At 71.6% G+C, this 15,107-nt stretch carries 16 protein-coding genes; 9 read left to right on the top strand and 7 right to left on the bottom strand.

The window, feature by feature from the left end; all coding sequences use genetic code 11:
• Window positions 1–90: 90 nt before the first annotated feature.
• On the bottom strand, window positions 91–2,619 hold the full coding sequence (gene pepN, locus FR742_RS05585; RefSeq protein ID WP_148029936.1) for an aminopeptidase N: 2,529 nt from the start codon (window positions 2,617–2,619) through the stop codon (window positions 91–93).
• A gap of 81 nt (window positions 2,620–2,700) precedes the next feature.
• Between pepN and FR742_RS05590 the strand changes: the two genes are divergently transcribed.
• Both FR742_RS05590 and FR742_RS05595 read left to right on the top strand, forming a co-directional pair.
• On the top strand, window positions 2,701–3,321 hold the full coding sequence (locus tag FR742_RS05590) for a DsbA family protein (RefSeq protein ID WP_148029937.1): 621 nt from the start codon (window positions 2,701–2,703) through the stop codon (window positions 3,319–3,321).
• 106 nt (window positions 3,322–3,427) lie between these two features.
• Entirely contained in the window at window positions 3,428–4,831 is a 1,404-nt protein-coding gene (locus FR742_RS05595; RefSeq protein WP_148029938.1) for an aldehyde dehydrogenase family protein, read from the top strand.
• 3 nt (window positions 4,832–4,834) lie between these two features.
• Here the strand turns inward: FR742_RS05595 and FR742_RS05600 are convergent, their stop codons facing one another.
• The gene (locus FR742_RS05600) at window positions 4,835–5,563 is read right to left on the bottom strand and encodes an SDR family oxidoreductase (RefSeq protein ID WP_148029939.1); all 729 of its coding nucleotides are present in this window, start codon (window positions 5,561–5,563) and stop codon (window positions 4,835–4,837) included.
• 9 nt (window positions 5,564–5,572) lie between these two features.
• Entirely contained in the window at window positions 5,573–6,058 is a 486-nt protein-coding gene (gene def, locus FR742_RS05605; protein WP_148029940.1) for a peptide deformylase, read from the bottom strand.
• A 105-nt stretch (window positions 6,059–6,163) separates the two neighbouring features.
• Between def and FR742_RS05610 the strand changes: the two genes are divergently transcribed.
• Window positions 6,164–6,634: a ribose-5-phosphate isomerase gene (locus FR742_RS05610; protein ID WP_148029941.1), complete on the top strand. Its 471-nt coding sequence runs from the start codon at window positions 6,164–6,166 to the stop codon at window positions 6,632–6,634.
• Here FR742_RS05610 and FR742_RS44330 read toward each other — a convergent pair.
• Window positions 6,631–6,777, bottom strand: coding sequence for a hypothetical protein (locus FR742_RS44330; protein ID WP_187281010.1), 147 nt, complete (start codon window positions 6,775–6,777; stop codon window positions 6,631–6,633). The two genes, FR742_RS05610 and FR742_RS44330, sit on opposite strands and share 4 nt — an antisense overlap.
• Before the next feature lie 14 nt (window positions 6,778–6,791).
• Window positions 6,792–8,021: a GNAT family N-acetyltransferase gene (locus tag FR742_RS05615; RefSeq protein ID WP_148029942.1), complete on the bottom strand. Its 1,230-nt coding sequence runs from the start codon at window positions 8,019–8,021 to the stop codon at window positions 6,792–6,794.
• Window positions 8,022–8,138: 117 nt separating this feature from the next.
• On the opposite strand from FR742_RS05615, the gene FR742_RS05620 reads away from it, so the two are divergent.
• The 3 genes from FR742_RS05620 (at window position 8,139) to FR742_RS05630 (ending at window position 11,012) form a co-directional block, all read left to right on the top strand.
• The gene (locus FR742_RS05620) at window positions 8,139–9,251 is read left to right on the top strand and encodes a PP2C family protein-serine/threonine phosphatase (RefSeq protein WP_148029943.1); all 1,113 of its coding nucleotides are present in this window, start codon (window positions 8,139–8,141) and stop codon (window positions 9,249–9,251) included.
• A gap of 97 nt (window positions 9,252–9,348) precedes the next feature.
• Window positions 9,349–10,653 (top strand): RIP metalloprotease, encoded by a 1,305-nt coding sequence (locus FR742_RS05625; RefSeq protein WP_148029944.1) that lies wholly within the window; start codon window positions 9,349–9,351, stop codon window positions 10,651–10,653.
• Between the two features lie 5 nt (window positions 10,654–10,658).
• Window positions 10,659–11,012 (top strand): MmcQ/YjbR family DNA-binding protein, encoded by a 354-nt coding sequence (locus tag FR742_RS05630; protein WP_148029945.1) that lies wholly within the window; start codon window positions 10,659–10,661, stop codon window positions 11,010–11,012.
• Window positions 11,013–11,021: 9 nt separating this feature from the next.
• Here the strand turns inward: FR742_RS05630 and FR742_RS05635 are convergent, their stop codons facing one another.
• Window positions 11,022–12,119, bottom strand: a complete 1,098-nt coding sequence (locus FR742_RS05635; protein ID WP_148029946.1) for a cell wall metabolism sensor histidine kinase WalK — start codon at window positions 12,117–12,119, stop codon at window positions 11,022–11,024.
• A complete protein-coding gene (locus tag FR742_RS05640) occupies window positions 12,116–12,769 on the bottom strand; it encodes a response regulator transcription factor (protein WP_148029947.1) in 654 nt (217 codons plus the stop codon). Before FR742_RS05640 ends, FR742_RS05635 begins: the two co-directional genes overlap by 4 nt.
• A 115-nt stretch (window positions 12,770–12,884) precedes the next feature.
• On the opposite strand from FR742_RS05640, the gene FR742_RS05645 reads away from it, so the two are divergent.
• From FR742_RS05645 to FR742_RS05655, 3 genes are all read left to right on the top strand, one after another.
• The gene (locus FR742_RS05645; protein ID WP_148029948.1) at window positions 12,885–13,208 is read left to right on the top strand and encodes a hypothetical protein; all 324 of its coding nucleotides are present in this window, start codon (window positions 12,885–12,887) and stop codon (window positions 13,206–13,208) included.
• 154 nt (window positions 13,209–13,362) lie between these two features.
• Window positions 13,363–14,277 carry an ABC transporter ATP-binding protein gene (locus tag FR742_RS05650; protein WP_148029949.1) on the top strand — a complete coding sequence of 305 codons (915 nt, stop codon included), beginning with the start codon at window positions 13,363–13,365 and terminating at the stop codon, window positions 14,275–14,277.
• 20 nt (window positions 14,278–14,297) lie between these two features.
• The gene (locus tag FR742_RS05655) at window positions 14,298–15,071 is read left to right on the top strand and encodes an ABC transporter permease (protein ID WP_148029950.1); all 774 of its coding nucleotides are present in this window, start codon (window positions 14,298–14,300) and stop codon (window positions 15,069–15,071) included.
• The last annotated feature ends 36 nt before the right edge of the window (window positions 15,072–15,107 follow it).

Below are 15,107 nucleotides of genomic sequence, written 5' to 3' on the forward strand. Positions count from 1 at the left end.
ACATGTGAGGCCCAGCCACTCGCCGGGAGGGGCTGGGCGCAAGAGTGACGGCCCCCTCCCGGTGGGGGAGAGGGCCGTTACGGAGGGTCGCTAGGCCGCGTCGCGCGCGCGGTTGCGCAGCGCGCGGCTCACGCCGTCGGCGCCCTCCAGTATGAGCCGGCGCAGCGCCTGCGGCGGCCGCTCCGCGTCCAGGTACGCCTGCGCCGCCCGGACCGTCTCCTCCTCGATCAGCAGCGACGGGAAGCACCCGACCGCGAACGTGGAGGCCTGGTCGAACGTCCACTCCCGGTAGATCCGCCCCACCTCGGCGAAGTACTTCTCCCGGTAGGGCGCCAGGAGCTCGGGGTGGTGCGGGTCCTGGAACCCGGTGATCGTGGTGCGGGCGATGTGGTTGGGCAGCTCGCCGCCGACGATCCGCTCCCACGCCGCGGCCTTGGCCTCGGCCGTGGGCACGACGGCCCGGCACAGCGCCGCCGACCGCTCGCCGGTGGCCGTGGGGTCGCGCCGCAGCTCGGCCTCGATGTCGTCCGGGCCCAGCTCGCCGCCGCTGACCAGCGCGGAGGTGAGGGTCCAGCGCAGGTCGGCGTCGACGCTCAGCCCGTCGGGCACGTCGGTGCCGTCGAGGATGGCCCGCAGCACGGCCAGGTCCTCGGCCGAGGTAGCGACGGGCGCGAACGCCTGCAGGTAGGCGAGCTGGTGGTCGGAGCCGGGCTCGGCCGCCGCCAGCAGCGCGCGCAGCTCGCGGGCCAGCAGCGCCATCCCCTCGGGCCGCCACGCCGGGTCGGCGTACTGCTGGACGGCCTGCCGCGCCTGCCGCAGCACGGTCTGGAGGACGGTCAGGTCCTTGACCGTGCCCACGCCGGAGGCCACCAGCTTGACGTAGTCGCGGGTGGACATCTCGCCGTCGCGCGTCATGTCCCACGCCGCCGACCAGCACAGCGCCCGCGGCAGCGACTCGGTGAATTTCGCGATGCCGCCGTCGACGAGCGTGCGCAGCGACCGCTCGTCCAGCCGGATCTTCGCGTACGTGAGATCGTCGTCGTTGATCAGCACGAGGTCGGGCTGCTCCTCGCCGGCCAGCTCGGCCACGACGGTGCGGGCGCCCACCACGTCCAGCTCGACCCGCTTGGTCCGGGTCAGCTCCCCGCCGGCCAGCGAGTAGAGGCCGATCGCGACCCGGTGGGAGCGCAGCGTCGGGTAGTCGGCCGGCGCTTCCTGGAGCACCTCGAACCGGGTGAACCTGCCGTCGGCCACCTCGAACGACGGCCGCAGCGTGTTGACCCAGGCGGTCTCCAGCCACTCCTTCGACCACGCGGACAGGTCACGCCCCGAGGTCCGCTCCAGGGCGGTGAGCAGGTCCTTCAGCTCGGTGTTGCCCCAGGCGTGCTCGTTGAAGTAGTCGCGCACGCCCGCCAGGAAGTTGTCCAGCCCGACGTAGGCGACGAGCTGCTTGAGCACCGAGGCGCCCTTGGCGTACGTGATGCCGTCGAAGTTGACCTCGACCGCCTGCATGTCGGGGATGTCGGCGGCGATCGGGTGGGTGGACGGGAGCTGGTCCTGCCGGTAGGCCCAGGCCTTCTCGACGTTCGCGAACGTGGTCCACGCGCCCTTGCCCCACCGGGTGGCCTCGGCCTGGGCGAGCACGGACATGTAGGTGGCGAACGACTCGTTCAGCCACAGGTCGTCCCACCAGCGCATGGTGACCAAATCGCCGAACCACATGTGGGCCATCTCGTGCAGGATCGTCTCGGCGCGCCGCTCCACCACCGCGTCGGTGACCCGGGACCGGAAGACGTAGTCCTCCAGGAACGTCACGCAGCCCGCGTTCTCCATCGCGCCCGCGTTGAACTCCGGCACGAACAGCTGGTCGTACTTGCCGAACGGGTAACGGACCCCGAACACCTTGTGGAAGAAGTCGAACCCCTGGCGGGTGACCTCCAGGATGTTGTCCGCGTCGAGGTGCTCGGCCAGCGAGGCCCGGCAGTAGACGCCCAGCGGGATGCCGTCGTGCTCGGACGTCACCTTGTGGTACGGCCCGGCCACCAGGGCGGTGATGTAGGTGGACATCACCGCTGTGGGCGGGAACGTCCACCGCTTGGTGGCGCCCTGCTCGTCCACGGCGGAGGCCGCCGCGTTGGAGACCACCTCCCAGTCGCCCGGCGCGAGCACCGTCAGCTGGAAGGCCGCCTTGAGGTCCGGCTGGTCGAAGCAGGCGTACATGCGGTGGGCGTCGGCCGTCTCGAACTGGCTGTGCAGGTAGACCTTCTGGTCGACCGGGTCGACGAAACGGTGCAGGCCCTCGCCGGTGCGCATGTAGACGCAGTCGGCGTCGACGACCAGCTCGTTGGACTCGGCCAGCGAGGGCAGCGGGAAGCGGCCCTGGTCGGCGTCGTAGGCGGACACGTCGAGGTCCGCGCCGTTGAGCGTCACCTTGCGCACGCGCGCGCCGTGCAGGTCGATGAACGTGTCGGCGCCAGGCCTGGTACAGGCGAAACGCACCGTGGTCACGCTGTCGAAGCGCTCCTCGCCCGCTGTCAGGTCGAGCGCCACCGCGTAAGATTCGACCTTCAACAGGCGGGCCCGCTCGCGTGCCTCGTCCCGGGTCAGGTTGCCTGCCAAGTTGCGCTCCTTTTCAACCACTTCGTCGGGGTCAGCCGGATCCCTGGAATAGGATTCGAGCCTCCCCAGGTTATGGCCCACATGAGCGAGAAGACTCCTGTGGATTTGTGGTTCGATCCTTTCTGCCCGTTCGCCTGGGTGACGTCACGATGGCTTCTCGAAGTGGAGAAGGTTCGCCCCATCGAGCCGCGCTGGCACATCATGAGCCTCAACGTGCTCAACGAGGGCAAGGACGTCCCCGAGGCCTACCGCGAGCAGATCGTCCGCGCCATCGGCCCGGTCCGGGTGGTGGCCGCGGCCGCCGCCAAGTACGGCGACCACGTCGTCGGCCCCCTCTACACCGAGCTCGGCACCCGCTTCCACAACCAGCGCGCGATCAGGCGCCTCGGCGACCTGCGCGACACGGTCCAGGACGCTCTCGCCGCCGCCGGCCTCGACACCGCCCTCGCCGACGCCATGGACTCCACCGAACACGACGAGGCCGTGCGCCGCTCCCACGACGAGGGCATCGGCCTCGTCGGCCAGGAGGTCGGCACGCCCGTCATCCGCGTCGGCGACAACGCGTTCTTCGGCCCCGTCATCACCTCCATCCCGCGCGGCGAGGACGCCGGACGCATGTGGGACGGCGTCCTGCTCGTCACCGGCTTCGACGAGTTCTTCGAGCTCAAGCGCTCCCGTACGAGCGAGCCCCGCTTCGACTGATTTTCGACTCCACTCGGTAGGAGAACGTGACAAGCCGGTTGATACAGCTCACTCCGTGGTGAGCCGCGGTCTCGCCATGTGACCCGCGGCACGCCAGGATGAAGTCATGCGTCAGCTATACATCGGCGGTTCGTGGGCCGCCTCCGCCTCGGGAGAGGCCATCGATGTCGTCAATCCGGCCACCGAGGAGATCATCGACCGGGTGCCGGCGGGTGCGCCGGCCGACGTCCAGGCCGCGGTGGCGGCCGCGCGGCGCGCCTTCCCCGGCTGGTCGGCCATGCCGCCCGCCGAGCGGGGCAAGCTGCTGGCCGCCGCCGCCGAGCTGCTGAAGCAGCGGGCCGACGAGGTGGCCAGGACGATCGCCACCGACATGGGCTCGCCGCTCGGGTTCGCGCTGAAGGTGCAGACGCTCATGCCCGCCGGGGTGCTGGCCTCCTACGCCCAGCTGGCCGACAGCCATCCGCTCGAGACCCGCGTGGGCAACTCGCTGGTGGTCAAGGAGCCGGTGGGCGTGGTGGCCGCGATCACGCCGTGGAACTACCCGCTGCACCAGATCGTCGCCAAGGTGGCCCCCGCGCTCGCCGCCGGCTGCACGGTCGTGCTCAAGCCCAGCGAGGTGGCGCCGCTGGCCGCGTACGCGCTGGCCGAGATCTTCCACGAGGTGGGCCTGCCCGCCGGGGTGTTCAACCTGGTCAGCGGGCGCGGCCCGGTCGTCGGCGAGGCCATGGCCGGCCACTCCGACGTCGACCTGGTCTCCTTCACCGGCTCCACCGTCGCCGGGCGGCGGGTCGCCGCCCTGGCCTCCGACGGCGTCAAGCGGGTCGCGCTGGAGCTCGGCGGCAAGTCCGCGAACGTCATCCTGCCCGACGCCGACCTCGGCGCGGCCGTCAAGGTGGGCGTCGCCAACTGCTTCATCAACGCCGGCCAGACCTGCTCTGCGCTGACCCGCATGATCGTGCACCGCGACCGCTACGACGAGGCCGTCCGCCTGGCCGTCGAGGCGACCGCCAAGTACACCGTCGGCGACCCGTTCGACGAGACGACCAGGGTCGGCCCGCTGGTGTCGGCGGCGCAGCGCGACCGGGTGGTCCGCTACATCAACCGCGGCCAGGAGGAGGGCGCCAGGCTCGTGGCCGGCGGCACCGACCGGCCGCTGCCGCGCGGCTACTACGTCGAGCCGACCGTGTTCGCCGGGGTCGAGCCCGGCATGGTGATCGAGCAGGAGGAGATCTTCGGCCCGGTGCTGTCGATCATCCCCTACACCACCGAGGACCAGGCCGTCGAGATCGCCAACGGCACCCCGTACGGGCTCGCGGGCGCGGTGTGGGCGGCCACCGAGGAGCGCGCCGTCGCGGTGGCGCGCAGGCTGCGCACCGGGCAGGTCGCCGTCAACGGCGGCAACTTCAACCCGATGGCCCCCTTCGGCGGCTACAAGCGCTCCGGCGTCGGCCGCGAGCTGGGGGAGTACGGGCTGGAGGAGTTCTTCGAGATCAAGGCGCTGCAGCTCTAGCCGCTACAGCACCATCCCGCCGGTGGCCCGGATGCTCTGCCCGGTGATCCATCGCCCGTCGGGGCCGGCCAGGAACGCCACCACGGCCGCCACGTCGCCGGGCGTGCCCAGCCGACGCAGCGCGGTGAACTGCGGCGCCTGCTCCAGCGCCTCCGGCGGGTTGGCGGCGCGCAGCATGTCGGTGTCGGTCGCGCCCGGCAGCACGTTGTTGGCCGTGATGCCGCGCCCGCCCAGCTCCCGCGCCGCCACCTTGGCGAACTGCTCCACAGCGGCCTTGGTGGCGGCGTAGAGCGCGATGGCGGGCGCGGGGACCTCGGTGTTGAGCGTCGAGACGTTGATGATCCGGCCGCCGTCGCGCATCACCCTGCCCGCCCACTGGACGGCCAGGAAGACGGCCCGGGTGTTGACCGCGAACATCCGCTCGTACAGCTCCGGCGTCACGTCGGCGATCAGCGCCGGCCCGGTCTCGGCGGCGTTGCTGACCAGGATGTCGATGCCCGGCAGCCGGTCCTCGGCCGTGGCGAGCAGCCGGGCGAGGTCGTCCTCGCTGCCCTGGTCGCAGCGCACGGCGAGGGCGCCCGTCTCCTTGGCGACCCGCTCGGCGGCCGCCGCGTCCTGCCGGTAGCTGAAGACCACCTCGGCCCCGTCGGACGTCAGCCGCTCCACCACGGCTCTGCCGATGCCGCGCGAGCCCCCGGTCACCAGAGCGCCCTTTCCGGTAAGCACAGTCATGCGCCCACCCTAGGTTCGGAGCATGATCTCGCGCGCGTCGTTCTTCGGCAGCCGGTCCACGAACAGCCGGCCGTCGAGGTGGTCGGTCTCGTGCTGGAAGCAGCGGGCCAGCGAGCCGCGCGCGCTGATCCGTACGGGCCGCTCCAGCCGGTCGACGCCCGCGACCGTCACCCCCGCGGCGCGGGCCACCGGCGCGTAGGCCGGCAGCTTCGTCCGCCGGTCGGGCACCGACAGGCAGCCCTCCTCGTCGACGACCTCCGCGGGGTCGTCGACGGTCAGCACCGGGTTGACCACGTGGCCCTTGCGCCCGCTGATGTCGTAGACGAACAGCCGCCGCGCGACCCCGATCTGCGGGCCCGCCAGGCCCACCCCGCCGACCGCGTACATCGCCTCGAACATCTCGTCGATCAGCCGGCGCAGCTCGCGGTCGAAGCTCCCGACGGGCTCGGCGGGCGTGCGCAGGACCGGATCGCCGAGCACGCGGATCTCGCGCATGGAGGCTCCCCTCTCAGTAAGGACCAGTGGCCATAGGAGTTCCTTACTCTAGCGATCGGGGCCGCGGTCGGAGCCGCCTCGGCCCCGCTGTGGAAGACTGGTGAGGTGCGTGTCTACATCGGTGCCGACCATGCCGGCTATGAGCTGAAGAACCACCTGGCGTCGTGGCTGAAGGACCACGGTCACGAGGTGACCGACTGCGGTCCCTTCGTCTACGACGCCGAGGACGACTATCCCGTCTTCTGCCTGCGCGCCGCCGAGGGCGTCGCGGGCGACCCCGGCAGCCTCGGCGTGGTCATCGGCGGCTCCGGCAACGGCGAGCAGATGGCCGCCAACAAGGTGCGCGGCATCCGGGCCGCGCTGGCCTGGAGCGAGGAGACCGCCTCCCTGGCCCGCGAGCACAACAACGCCAACGTCGTCTCCATCGGCGCGCGCATGCACTCCACCGAGGACGCGACGAGGTTCGTCGAGGTCTTCCTCACCACCGCGTTCTCCGGCAGCGAGCGCCACAGCCGCCGCATCGCCCAGGTCGAGGCCTACGAGACCATAGGGCAGCTGCCCTCGCTCCCGGGCTAACCCCGCCGTTTGCCCTCGCGCCTGGGCGTCTCGTCACGCAGGGGCCGCCGGTCGGCGGTCTCCTGCTGTTCCTTCGACGGGCGCGACACGTCACGCGCGCGCATCGCCGTGATCGCGGTGATCTGCAAGCTCTGCAGGGCCATACGGCGACTGTACGTCAGAAGACGAGACCGGCGAACGGCTTCGGCTGCCAGGCCATGGCCGTGGCCAGCGCCCGCACCGAGCCGGGCGTCCGCTCGCCCAGCATCCCGGCCGCGTGCAGCGCGCCCAGATCGCCGTCGCCGAGGTAGGCCGAGCCCAGCGCCGCCACGTCCAGCGTGACGTCCGGCTCCTCGTCCACCCGCTTGCACTCCGCCCCCGTGGTGTCGGCGCGCAGGCGCCGGCGGCCCGCGTTCCACGGGCACACCTCGTCGGCGACCTCCAGCACCAGGTCCACCGGCGCCGCGTAGGCGCGCGACTCCAGCGCCCTGTCGACCTCCACGAGGCGTACCCACAGCTCGTCCGACCAGCTGGGGCGGAGCTGGCGGGGGTTGGCCATCAGCGCGAACAGCGGGTCGTCCACCGGCCTGGCGTGGGCCACGATCCGCGTCACCAGGTCACGGTCGAGCACCCCGCGCCACAGCAGCGCGTACGCGGCCGGATCGGCGGCGAACAGCTCCTGCAGCCGCACCTCGCCGTCGGGCATGCCGTCGCCGTCCCAGCCGCTCTTGATCCGGAACAGCGCGTAACCGCGCACCCCGTCGTCGTCCTCGGCCAGCAGCGACCGCAGCGGGCCGGCGCCGTTCTGGTCGAACTCCTCGTCGGCCAGGATGGCGTCCCAGAACGCCGCGTTCCGGTCGTACAGGCCGGGCCGCGAGCCGGCGACGGAGCCGAACAGCCGCTCGTACTCGCCGCGGACCTCGGCCGGCCTGACCACCCGCAGCCGCAGCGACGGGTCCACCGGGGCGCCGGGGACGAACGCCGCGCCGTGCCTGGCGATCGTGAACGACATCTGCCCCGCCGCGCGCCCGTAACCGAACCGCCCGTAGATCGGCGCCTCGGACGCGTACAGCGCCGCCACAGGCTCGCCGCGCTCGCGCACGTCGGCGAGCTGCCTGCGCATCAGCGACGACAGGATGCCGCGGCGGCGATGCGAGGAGAGCACGGCGACGGCCGTCACGCCCGCGACGGGAAGCCGCCCGCCCGGCACCGTCATGGTGAAGCTGTGCACCGACGTGGAGGCCACCATCGTGTCACCGTCGAAGACGGCGAGCGTGCGGTCGAACTCCGTCTGCGCCTTCCACCGCTCGGTCTGCCGCGGATGCGGCGTCCAGTTGAAGCCCTCGGAGAGCACGCCGGCGAACGCCGGCCATTCGCTCTCGGCGATCGGACGGATCGGATACGTCATCCGTCCACGGTACGAGCGAGCCCTCGCCGGGGCCACCGAATATCCCTGGTAGACGATCAAGGCTCTGGTCAAGTCGGCTGCCCAAACGCGAGCCAGACCGATACAGTCGAGCGCATCATGAGTACCCGACCGGCGCCGCTGATCCCGCCACGGCTCCGCGCGATCCTGGTGCGGGTGCCGTTCCTGGTGCAGCTCGTCCGGTTCCTCAGGCGCGGGGCGGCCAGGGACCGCAACCTGCTGGTCGCGCTGACCGTGGTCACGCTCGTCGTCGGGCTGCTCGCGGCCCAGGTCTCCACCGAGTGGTTCTCGCCCTCGCTGCTCATCCTCGTCACCCTGGTCGGCGGCCTGCAGCTGCGGGTGCGCAGCCTGGTCACGCTGCTGGTCGCGGTGGCCGTCTCGCTGGGCTACATCGCCGTCACGCTCGGCGCGGGCAGGGTCGGCGTCGGCCTCGCCGTGACGATCGGGTTCACCGCCGTGCTGGCGCTGCTCATGGCCCGCACCCGCGGCAAGCTCGGCGTCCAGGGGCTGCGCGGCGACGCCATGCTGCTGGAGCTGCGCGACCGGCTCAAGAGCCAGGGCGAGCTGCCCCCGCTGCCCAAGGACTGGGGCGGCAAGGTCGTGCTCAAGCAGGCCGGCGGCTCCTCCTTCGGCGGCGACTTCCTGGTGTCCATGCGCGACGGCGACCGGGTCGACATCGCGCTGGTCGACGTCTCGGGCAAGGGCGTCGACGCCGGCACCAGAGCGCTGCTGCTGTCGGGCACGTTCGGCGGGCTGCTCGGCTCCGTCGACGACTTCCTGCCCGCCTGCAACGCCTACCTCCACCGCCAGCGCGGCGACGAGGGGTTCGTCACCGCCGTGCACGTCCGGCTCGACCTGGCCACCGGCGACTACACCATCACCTCCGCCGGCCACCCGCCGGTCGTGAAGTTCGACGCCGGCACCGGCAACTGGGAGGTCGCCTCCGCCAAGGGCGTGGTCCTCGGCGTGGTGCCCGACCTCCACTGCGAGCCCGAGACCGGCACCCTCCACAAGGGCGACGCGCTGCTGCTCTACACCGACGGCCTGATCGAGCAGCCGGGGCGCGACATCGACGCCGGGCTCGACCGGCTGCTCGGCGAGGCCGAGCGGCTGCTGCCCTCCGGGTTCCGCGACGGGGCGCGCGCCCTGGTCAACGCCATGGCCTCGGGCCACAGCGACGACTGCGCGCTGGTGCTGATCTGGCGCCCGTAGCCGTCCTTCGCATACCCCGTATGTCACGTAAGCGTCCGGGCCCGTCGAGTTCGACTACGCTTGGGACGTCGAATCGTCCGGTCTGGAGCGCGCGTATATGGACTGGCTCTTCCTCCTGGGGATCGCCATCTTCTTCATCGGGCTGATGGCGTCCATCGGGTTGCACGAGATCGGCCACCTGGTGCCCGCCAAGCTCTTCGGCATCAAGGTGACCCAGTACATGGTCGGCTTCGGGCCCACGATGTGGTCCCGCCGCAAGGGCGAGACCGAGTACGGCGTCAAGTGGATCCCGCTCGGCGGCTACATCCGGATGATCGGCATGCTGCCGCCCAAGCCGGGCGAGGATCCCGGCAAGCTGCGCGGCGGCTCCACCGGGCCGTTCCAGGCCCTGATCGAGCAGGCCAGGGAAGTGGCCCTGGAGGAGGTCAGGCCCGGCGACGAGAACCGCGTCTTCTACCGCAAGAAGTGGTGGCAGAAGGTCATCGTCATGTCCGGCGGCCCCGCGATGAACTTCGTGCTGGCCTTCATCCTTTACGCCCTCCTGCTGGTCGGCATCGGCGTGCCCACCTACGCGCCGGTGGTCTCGCCCGACACCAACACCTGCGTCATCCCGATCAGCGAGCACCGCACCGAGTGCCGTCCCGGCGACCAGCCCACGCCCGCCTCGCAGGCCGGGCTCAAGGCCGGTGACAAGCTCGTCGCCCTCGACGGCCACAAGATCGAGACGTGGGAGGACGCCACCCGGGTCATCCGCTCCCACGGCGCCGGCCCCGCCGAGCTGGCCATCATTCGCGACGGCCGTCCCATGACGCTGCAGACCACGCTCATCGCCCAGGACCGGCCCAAGCCCGGCGAGCCCGACGTGATCGAGAAGAACGTCGGCTTCCTCGGCGTGCTGCCGACCGAGGTCATGCAGCAGCAGAGCTTCGGCGCGGTGTTCCCCTACATGGCCGAACTGACCGGCCGCGTCGCGGTCTCGCTGGTCAACCTGCCGGAGAAGATGGTCGGCGTCTGGGACGCCGCGTTCTCCGGGGCCGAACGCGATCCCGAGGGCCCGGTGGGCGTCGTCGGCGCGGGCCGCATGGGCGGCGAGATCCTCGCCTCCGACCTGACCGGCGTGCAGAAGCTGTTCGTGTTCGTCAACCTGCTGGCCGGCTTCAACCTGGCGATCGGCATGTTCAACCTGATCCCGCTGCTGCCGCTCGACGGCGGCCACATCGCCGGCGGGCTGTGGGAGGGCCTCAAGCGCGCCTGGGCGCGCATCCTGCGCCGCCCCGAGCCGTCCTACGTCGACATCGCCAAGGTGCTGCCGCTGACGTACGCGCTGGCCATCGTCATGATCGTCATGGCCGGGCTGCTCGTCTACGCCGACCTGATCAACCCGCTGCGCCTCACCGGCTGACCCGCATGGACCCGCTGGAGCGGCTGCGCGCCGTCTGCCTGGCCCTGCCCGAGGTCACCGAGCGGCTCAGCCACGGCGAGCCCACCTGGTTCGTGCGCGGCAAGAAGACGTTCGTCATGTACGCCGACCACCACCACGACGACCGGCTGGCCTTCTGGTGCGCGGCCCCGCCCGGCGCCCAGGAGGAGCTGGTGGCGCACGACCCGGCCCGTTTCTTCCGCCCGCCGTACGTGGGACACCGCGGCTGGCTGGGCGTCTACCTGGACGTCGAGGGCGTCGACTGGGACGAGATCGCCGAACTCGTCACCGACGCCTACCGGCAGACGGCGCCCAAGTCGCTCCTCGCCCGCCTGCCCTGACGGCGGCCCTCATGCTGGGCCGGGTGTCACCAAGGTGACGGTGACGTCGAGCCCGCCGTCCGGCAGCGGCCGGACCTCCAGCGTGCCGCGGTGGGCCTCGACGACGGCGGCCACGATCGACAGCCCGAGCCCCGACCCGTCGCCGCCGGCCTTCCTGCCGCTCTCCAGGCGCTGGAAGGGCCGCGTGAGCAGGTGTGCCCGTTCGGGCGGGATCAGCGGGCCGCTGTTGGAGACCCGGAGGGTGGAGCGGCCGGAACGCCCGGCCGTCTCCACCGTGATCCACCCATCGGGCACGTTGTAGCGTACGGCGTTGTCCAGCAGGTTCGTGACCAGGCGCTCGATCAGGGCGGGGTCACCGGAGGCGGGCGCCGGGCGGAGGGAGGAGTCGACGCGGATCTCCGCGTCCTCGTATCGCCCGAGTGCCTGTCCGGTGATCGCGGCCAGGTCGAGGGGGCGGCGGTGGTCCAGCCCCTGCTGGCTGCGGGCCAGCACGAGCAGAGCCTCGATGAGCCGTTCCTGATGCTTCCCCGCGGCGACGACGCGTTCCAGCACGGTCCGCAGAGCCCGGGCGTCGGCCTCCGGGTCGGCGAGCGCGACCTCGGCCATGGCGCGCTGCAGCGTCAGCGGCGTGCGCAGCTCGTGGGAGGCGTTGGCGACGAACCGGCGCTGCGCGGTGAAGGCCGCCTCCAGCCGGTCCAGCAGCGCGTCGAAGGTGTCGGCCAGCCTTTTCAGCTCGTCGTCGGGCCCGGAGGCGGCCAGCCGCCGGTCGAGCCGGTCGGCCGTGATGCGCCTGACGGTGTCCGTCATCTCGCCCAGCGGCCGCAGCACCCGCCCGGCCATGAGCCAGCCGAGCACCATCGCCGCGCACGTCATGAAGGCCAGCGCGATCAGGGAGTTGACCAGCAGCCGGAGCGGGTCCGCCGCCCGCTCCACCGTGGGCGTCCGGACGGACACGTCGAACCCGCCGGGCGGCGCCGGCGCGGCGGGCGGTGCAGGGAAGGGCGAGTACTGGACCAGCAGGTAGATGAGCGCGACCAGCACGACCCCGGCCAGCGCGAACAGGCCACCGTAGAGCAGGGTCAGGCGAAGCCGTACGGTCCGCCTCATATGCGATATCCCGCCTGCGGGACCGTCTCGATCAGCGGCGGATCGCCGAGCTTGCGGCGCAGCCGGCTGATCGTGACCTTCACGGTGTGGGTGAACGGGTCGGCGAACTCGTCCCAGCCGCGCTCCAGCAACTCCTCGGCGGAGACCACCGCGCCCCCAGCGGTCAGCAGCAGTTCCAGGACGGCGAACTCCTTGGGACTCAGCGGCAGCCGGCGCCCGTCGCGGACGGCGATCCGGGTGGACGGGTCGAGCCGCAGGTCGCCGTGGACGAGCACCGGCGGGAGAGCGCGGTGCGACCGCCTGGCCAGCGCCCTGATCCGGGCGACCAGCTCGGCGAAGGCGAACGGCTTGGGCAGGTAGTCGTCGGCGCCCGCGCCGAGCCCCGTCACCCTGTCGTCGATCGTCCCGGCGGCGGTGAGCATCAGCACCCGCGCCGGATAGCCGGCGCCGGCCAGCGACCCGCACACCTCGTCACCGTGCAGGCCAGGCAGATCCCGGTCGAGCACGATCACGTCGTAACGGGTCACCGAGGTGCGGTCGAGCGCGCTCCGGCCGTCCAGGACCACGTCGACGGCCATGCCCTCGCGGCGCAGCCCCGCCGCGACCGTCAGGGCCAGCTCCTCATGATCTTCGACCACCAACACCCTCATGATCCCCAGAATGCCCCCATCGCCGGTTACAGCGGGGTAACCGTCACCGTTCCGGCCCTGTAACCGGCCCCCGGCTTTTCTGGAGGCACACACGGCCGACCGAAACGGAGACATCATGTTCGGCTCGAAGATCAGCAGGTTGGTCCTGGCCGCCGTCGTCCTCGCCGCCGGCGTGGGCTGGATGGCCGGCTCGGAAGAGGAGCCCGTCAGGGACGGCGAGCAGTTCACCGCGTGCATGCGCGCTCACGGGCTGCCCGGCTTCCCCGAGGTCGCGCTCTCCTCGGACGGGCTGGTCAACCTCGACATCAAGGGTGAGCGCGTCGACGTCCTGTCGGGGAAGTACGGGGCGGCGGTCGAAGCGTGCGATTCACTGCTGCCCGCGGGTTCCCGGTTGCCGGGCGCGCCGGCAGCGCCGACAGCGCCGCCGTTCCCGTCCTGACCCGCAGGGCACTGGGCTACGTCCGGGCGGCGATCCACCGATCGGTGGATCGCCGCCTCCACCGTCCGGCGGCCAGGTCCCGTCTCCTGGTCGGTGTCGGCGGAAGTGCCGGTCGTAGCAGGCTGAATGCGCCAACCACCGAAGGGACGCGCGCATGCCACCAGTGATCGAGGTACGCGACCTCCACAAACGCTATGACGACAAGATCGCGGTCGACGACGTCTCGCTCACCGTCCAGGAGGGTGAGATCTTCGGGATCCTCGGCCCGAACGGCGCCGGCAAGACGACGACCGTGGAGTGCGTCGAGGGCCTCCGCACCCCGGATCGCGGTGAGATCAAGGTGCTCGGGCTGGACCCTCTCCGTGACCGCACCGAGCTGACCCGGCGGCTCGGCGTCCAGTTGCAGGCCGGCCACCTCCCCGAGCGGCTCCAGGTCGCCGAGGCCCTGGAGCTCTACAGCTCCTTCTATCCCGAGCCCGCCGACTGGCGCGGACTGCTGGACGGCCTCGGCCTGGCGGACAAGGCGAAGACCAAGTACGCCAAGCTGTCCGGCGGCCAGAAACAACGGCTCTCGATCGCGCTGGCGCTCGTCGGCAGCCCCAGGGTGGCGATCCTCGACGAGCTCACCACCGGCCTCGACCCGCAGGCCCGGCGCGACACCTGGGACCTGATCGAGGGCGTGCGCTCTCGCGGGGTGACGATCGTGCTGGTCACCCACTTCATGGAGGAGGCCGAGCGGCTGTGCGACCGGCTCGCGCTGATCGACGCCGGCCGCGTCGTCATGGTGGACACCCCGGCCGGTCTGACCGAGCGGGCGTGCGCCGGGCAGCGGATCCAGTTCCGCCCGTCCAGGCCGATGGACGACCGCCTGCTGACGAGCCTGCCCGACGTCTCCGGCGTCACCCGCCGGGGAGACCTGGTCATCGTCAACGGCAACGACAACGCGCTCAACGCCGTCACCACCGTGCTGGCCCGTAACCGGATCGTGGCCCATCAACTGCGCGTCGAGCAGGCGAGCCTGGAGGACGCGTTCGTCCGGCTGACCGGCAAGCGCCCCGACCCCCGGTGACACATCAGAGAGAGGCCCCCATGCCCATGTCAGCATCGAAGACCGCCGAGCGGGGTTCCGCGACCTGGCGGCTCATCAAGGCCGAGAGCACGCTGTGCGTCCGGGACAAGGTCGGCCCCCTGTGGGGCATCGGCTTCCCGCTGATCCTGCTGGTCATCCTCGGCAGCGTCTCCGATCTGCGGACGCCCGTGGAAGGCGGCGGCGGCCTGACGTACTTCGACCTTTACGTCCCTGTTCTGGTTCTGTTCAACCTGGCCATCCTGGCCACGGCCTCCCTGCCGACCACGCTCGCGGGATACCGGGAGAACGGCGTGCTGCGGCGCATGCGCACCACGCCGGTCGGCCCGGCCCGCGTGCTCGCCGCCCAGCTCGTGGCCAACTTCGCCATCGCGGTCGTCGCGATGGTCCTGTTCCTCGCGGTGGCCGGGTTCGGCTTCGGCGTCGGCCTGCCGGAGCACCTTCCCGGTTTCGCCCTCGCCTGGCTGCTCGCGGCGGCCGCGCTGCTCGCGATCGGCCTGTTGATCACCGCGCTCGCGCCCGGGCGCGGCCCGGCCACGGCGATCGGCACGGTGCTGTTCTTCCCGATGATGTTCTTCGCCGGACTGTGGGTGCCGATCTCGCAGATGCCGCCGCTGCTGCGGGACATCGCCCACTACACCCCGCTCGGCGCGGGCATGGGGGCGTTCCAGGACGCGTACCAGGGTCACTTCCCGTCCGCCGTGCCGCTGCTGACCCTGGCGGCCTACGCGGTGGTGTGCGCGTCCGTCGCGATCCGCTGGTTCCGCTGGGAATAGCCGCCCGGAATAGAATCCCGCAAGGGAGAGGGAGCC

The organism is Nonomuraea sp. C10, from assembly GCF_008017515.1.
In the GTDB taxonomy this organism is placed as follows: Bacteria; Actinomycetota; Actinomycetes; order Streptosporangiales; family Streptosporangiaceae; genus Nonomuraea; species Nonomuraea ferruginea.

What these genes read in the sequence shown, in the direction of transcription:
- FR742_RS05590 (WP_148029937.1), top strand. Translation starts at nt 2,701, where the DNA reads ATGAGCGAGAAGACTCCTGTGGATTTGTGGTTCGATCCTTTCTGCCCG.
- FR742_RS05595 (WP_148029938.1), top strand. Translation starts at nt 3,428, where the DNA reads ATGCGTCAGCTATACATCGGCGGTTCGTGGGCCGCCTCCGCCTCGGGA.
- FR742_RS05600 (WP_148029939.1), bottom strand. Translation starts at nt 5,563, where the DNA reads ATGACTGTGCTTACCGGAAAGGGCGCTCTGGTGACCGGGGGCTCGCGC.
- def (WP_148029940.1), bottom strand. Translation starts at nt 6,058, where the DNA reads ATGCGCGAGATCCGCGTGCTCGGCGATCCGGTCCTGCGCACGCCCGCC.
- FR742_RS44330 (WP_187281010.1), bottom strand. Translation starts at nt 6,777, where the DNA reads ATGGCCCTGCAGAGCTTGCAGATCACCGCGATCACGGCGATGCGCGCG.
- FR742_RS05615 (WP_148029942.1), bottom strand. Translation starts at nt 8,021, where the DNA reads ATGACGTATCCGATCCGTCCGATCGCCGAGAGCGAATGGCCGGCGTTC.
- FR742_RS05620 (WP_148029943.1), top strand. Translation starts at nt 8,139, where the DNA reads ATGAGTACCCGACCGGCGCCGCTGATCCCGCCACGGCTCCGCGCGATC.
- FR742_RS05625 (WP_148029944.1), top strand. Translation starts at nt 9,349, where the DNA reads ATGGACTGGCTCTTCCTCCTGGGGATCGCCATCTTCTTCATCGGGCTG.
- FR742_RS05630 (WP_148029945.1), top strand. Translation starts at nt 10,659, where the DNA reads ATGGACCCGCTGGAGCGGCTGCGCGCCGTCTGCCTGGCCCTGCCCGAG.
- FR742_RS05635 (WP_148029946.1), bottom strand. Translation starts at nt 12,119, where the DNA reads ATGAGGCGGACCGTACGGCTTCGCCTGACCCTGCTCTACGGTGGCCTG.
- FR742_RS05640 (WP_148029947.1), bottom strand. Translation starts at nt 12,769, where the DNA reads ATGAGGGTGTTGGTGGTCGAAGATCATGAGGAGCTGGCCCTGACGGTC.
- FR742_RS05645 (WP_148029948.1), top strand. Translation starts at nt 12,885, where the DNA reads ATGTTCGGCTCGAAGATCAGCAGGTTGGTCCTGGCCGCCGTCGTCCTC.
- FR742_RS05650 (WP_148029949.1), top strand. Translation starts at nt 13,363, where the DNA reads ATGCCACCAGTGATCGAGGTACGCGACCTCCACAAACGCTATGACGAC.
- FR742_RS05655 (WP_148029950.1), top strand. Translation starts at nt 14,298, where the DNA reads ATGCCCATGTCAGCATCGAAGACCGCCGAGCGGGGTTCCGCGACCTGG.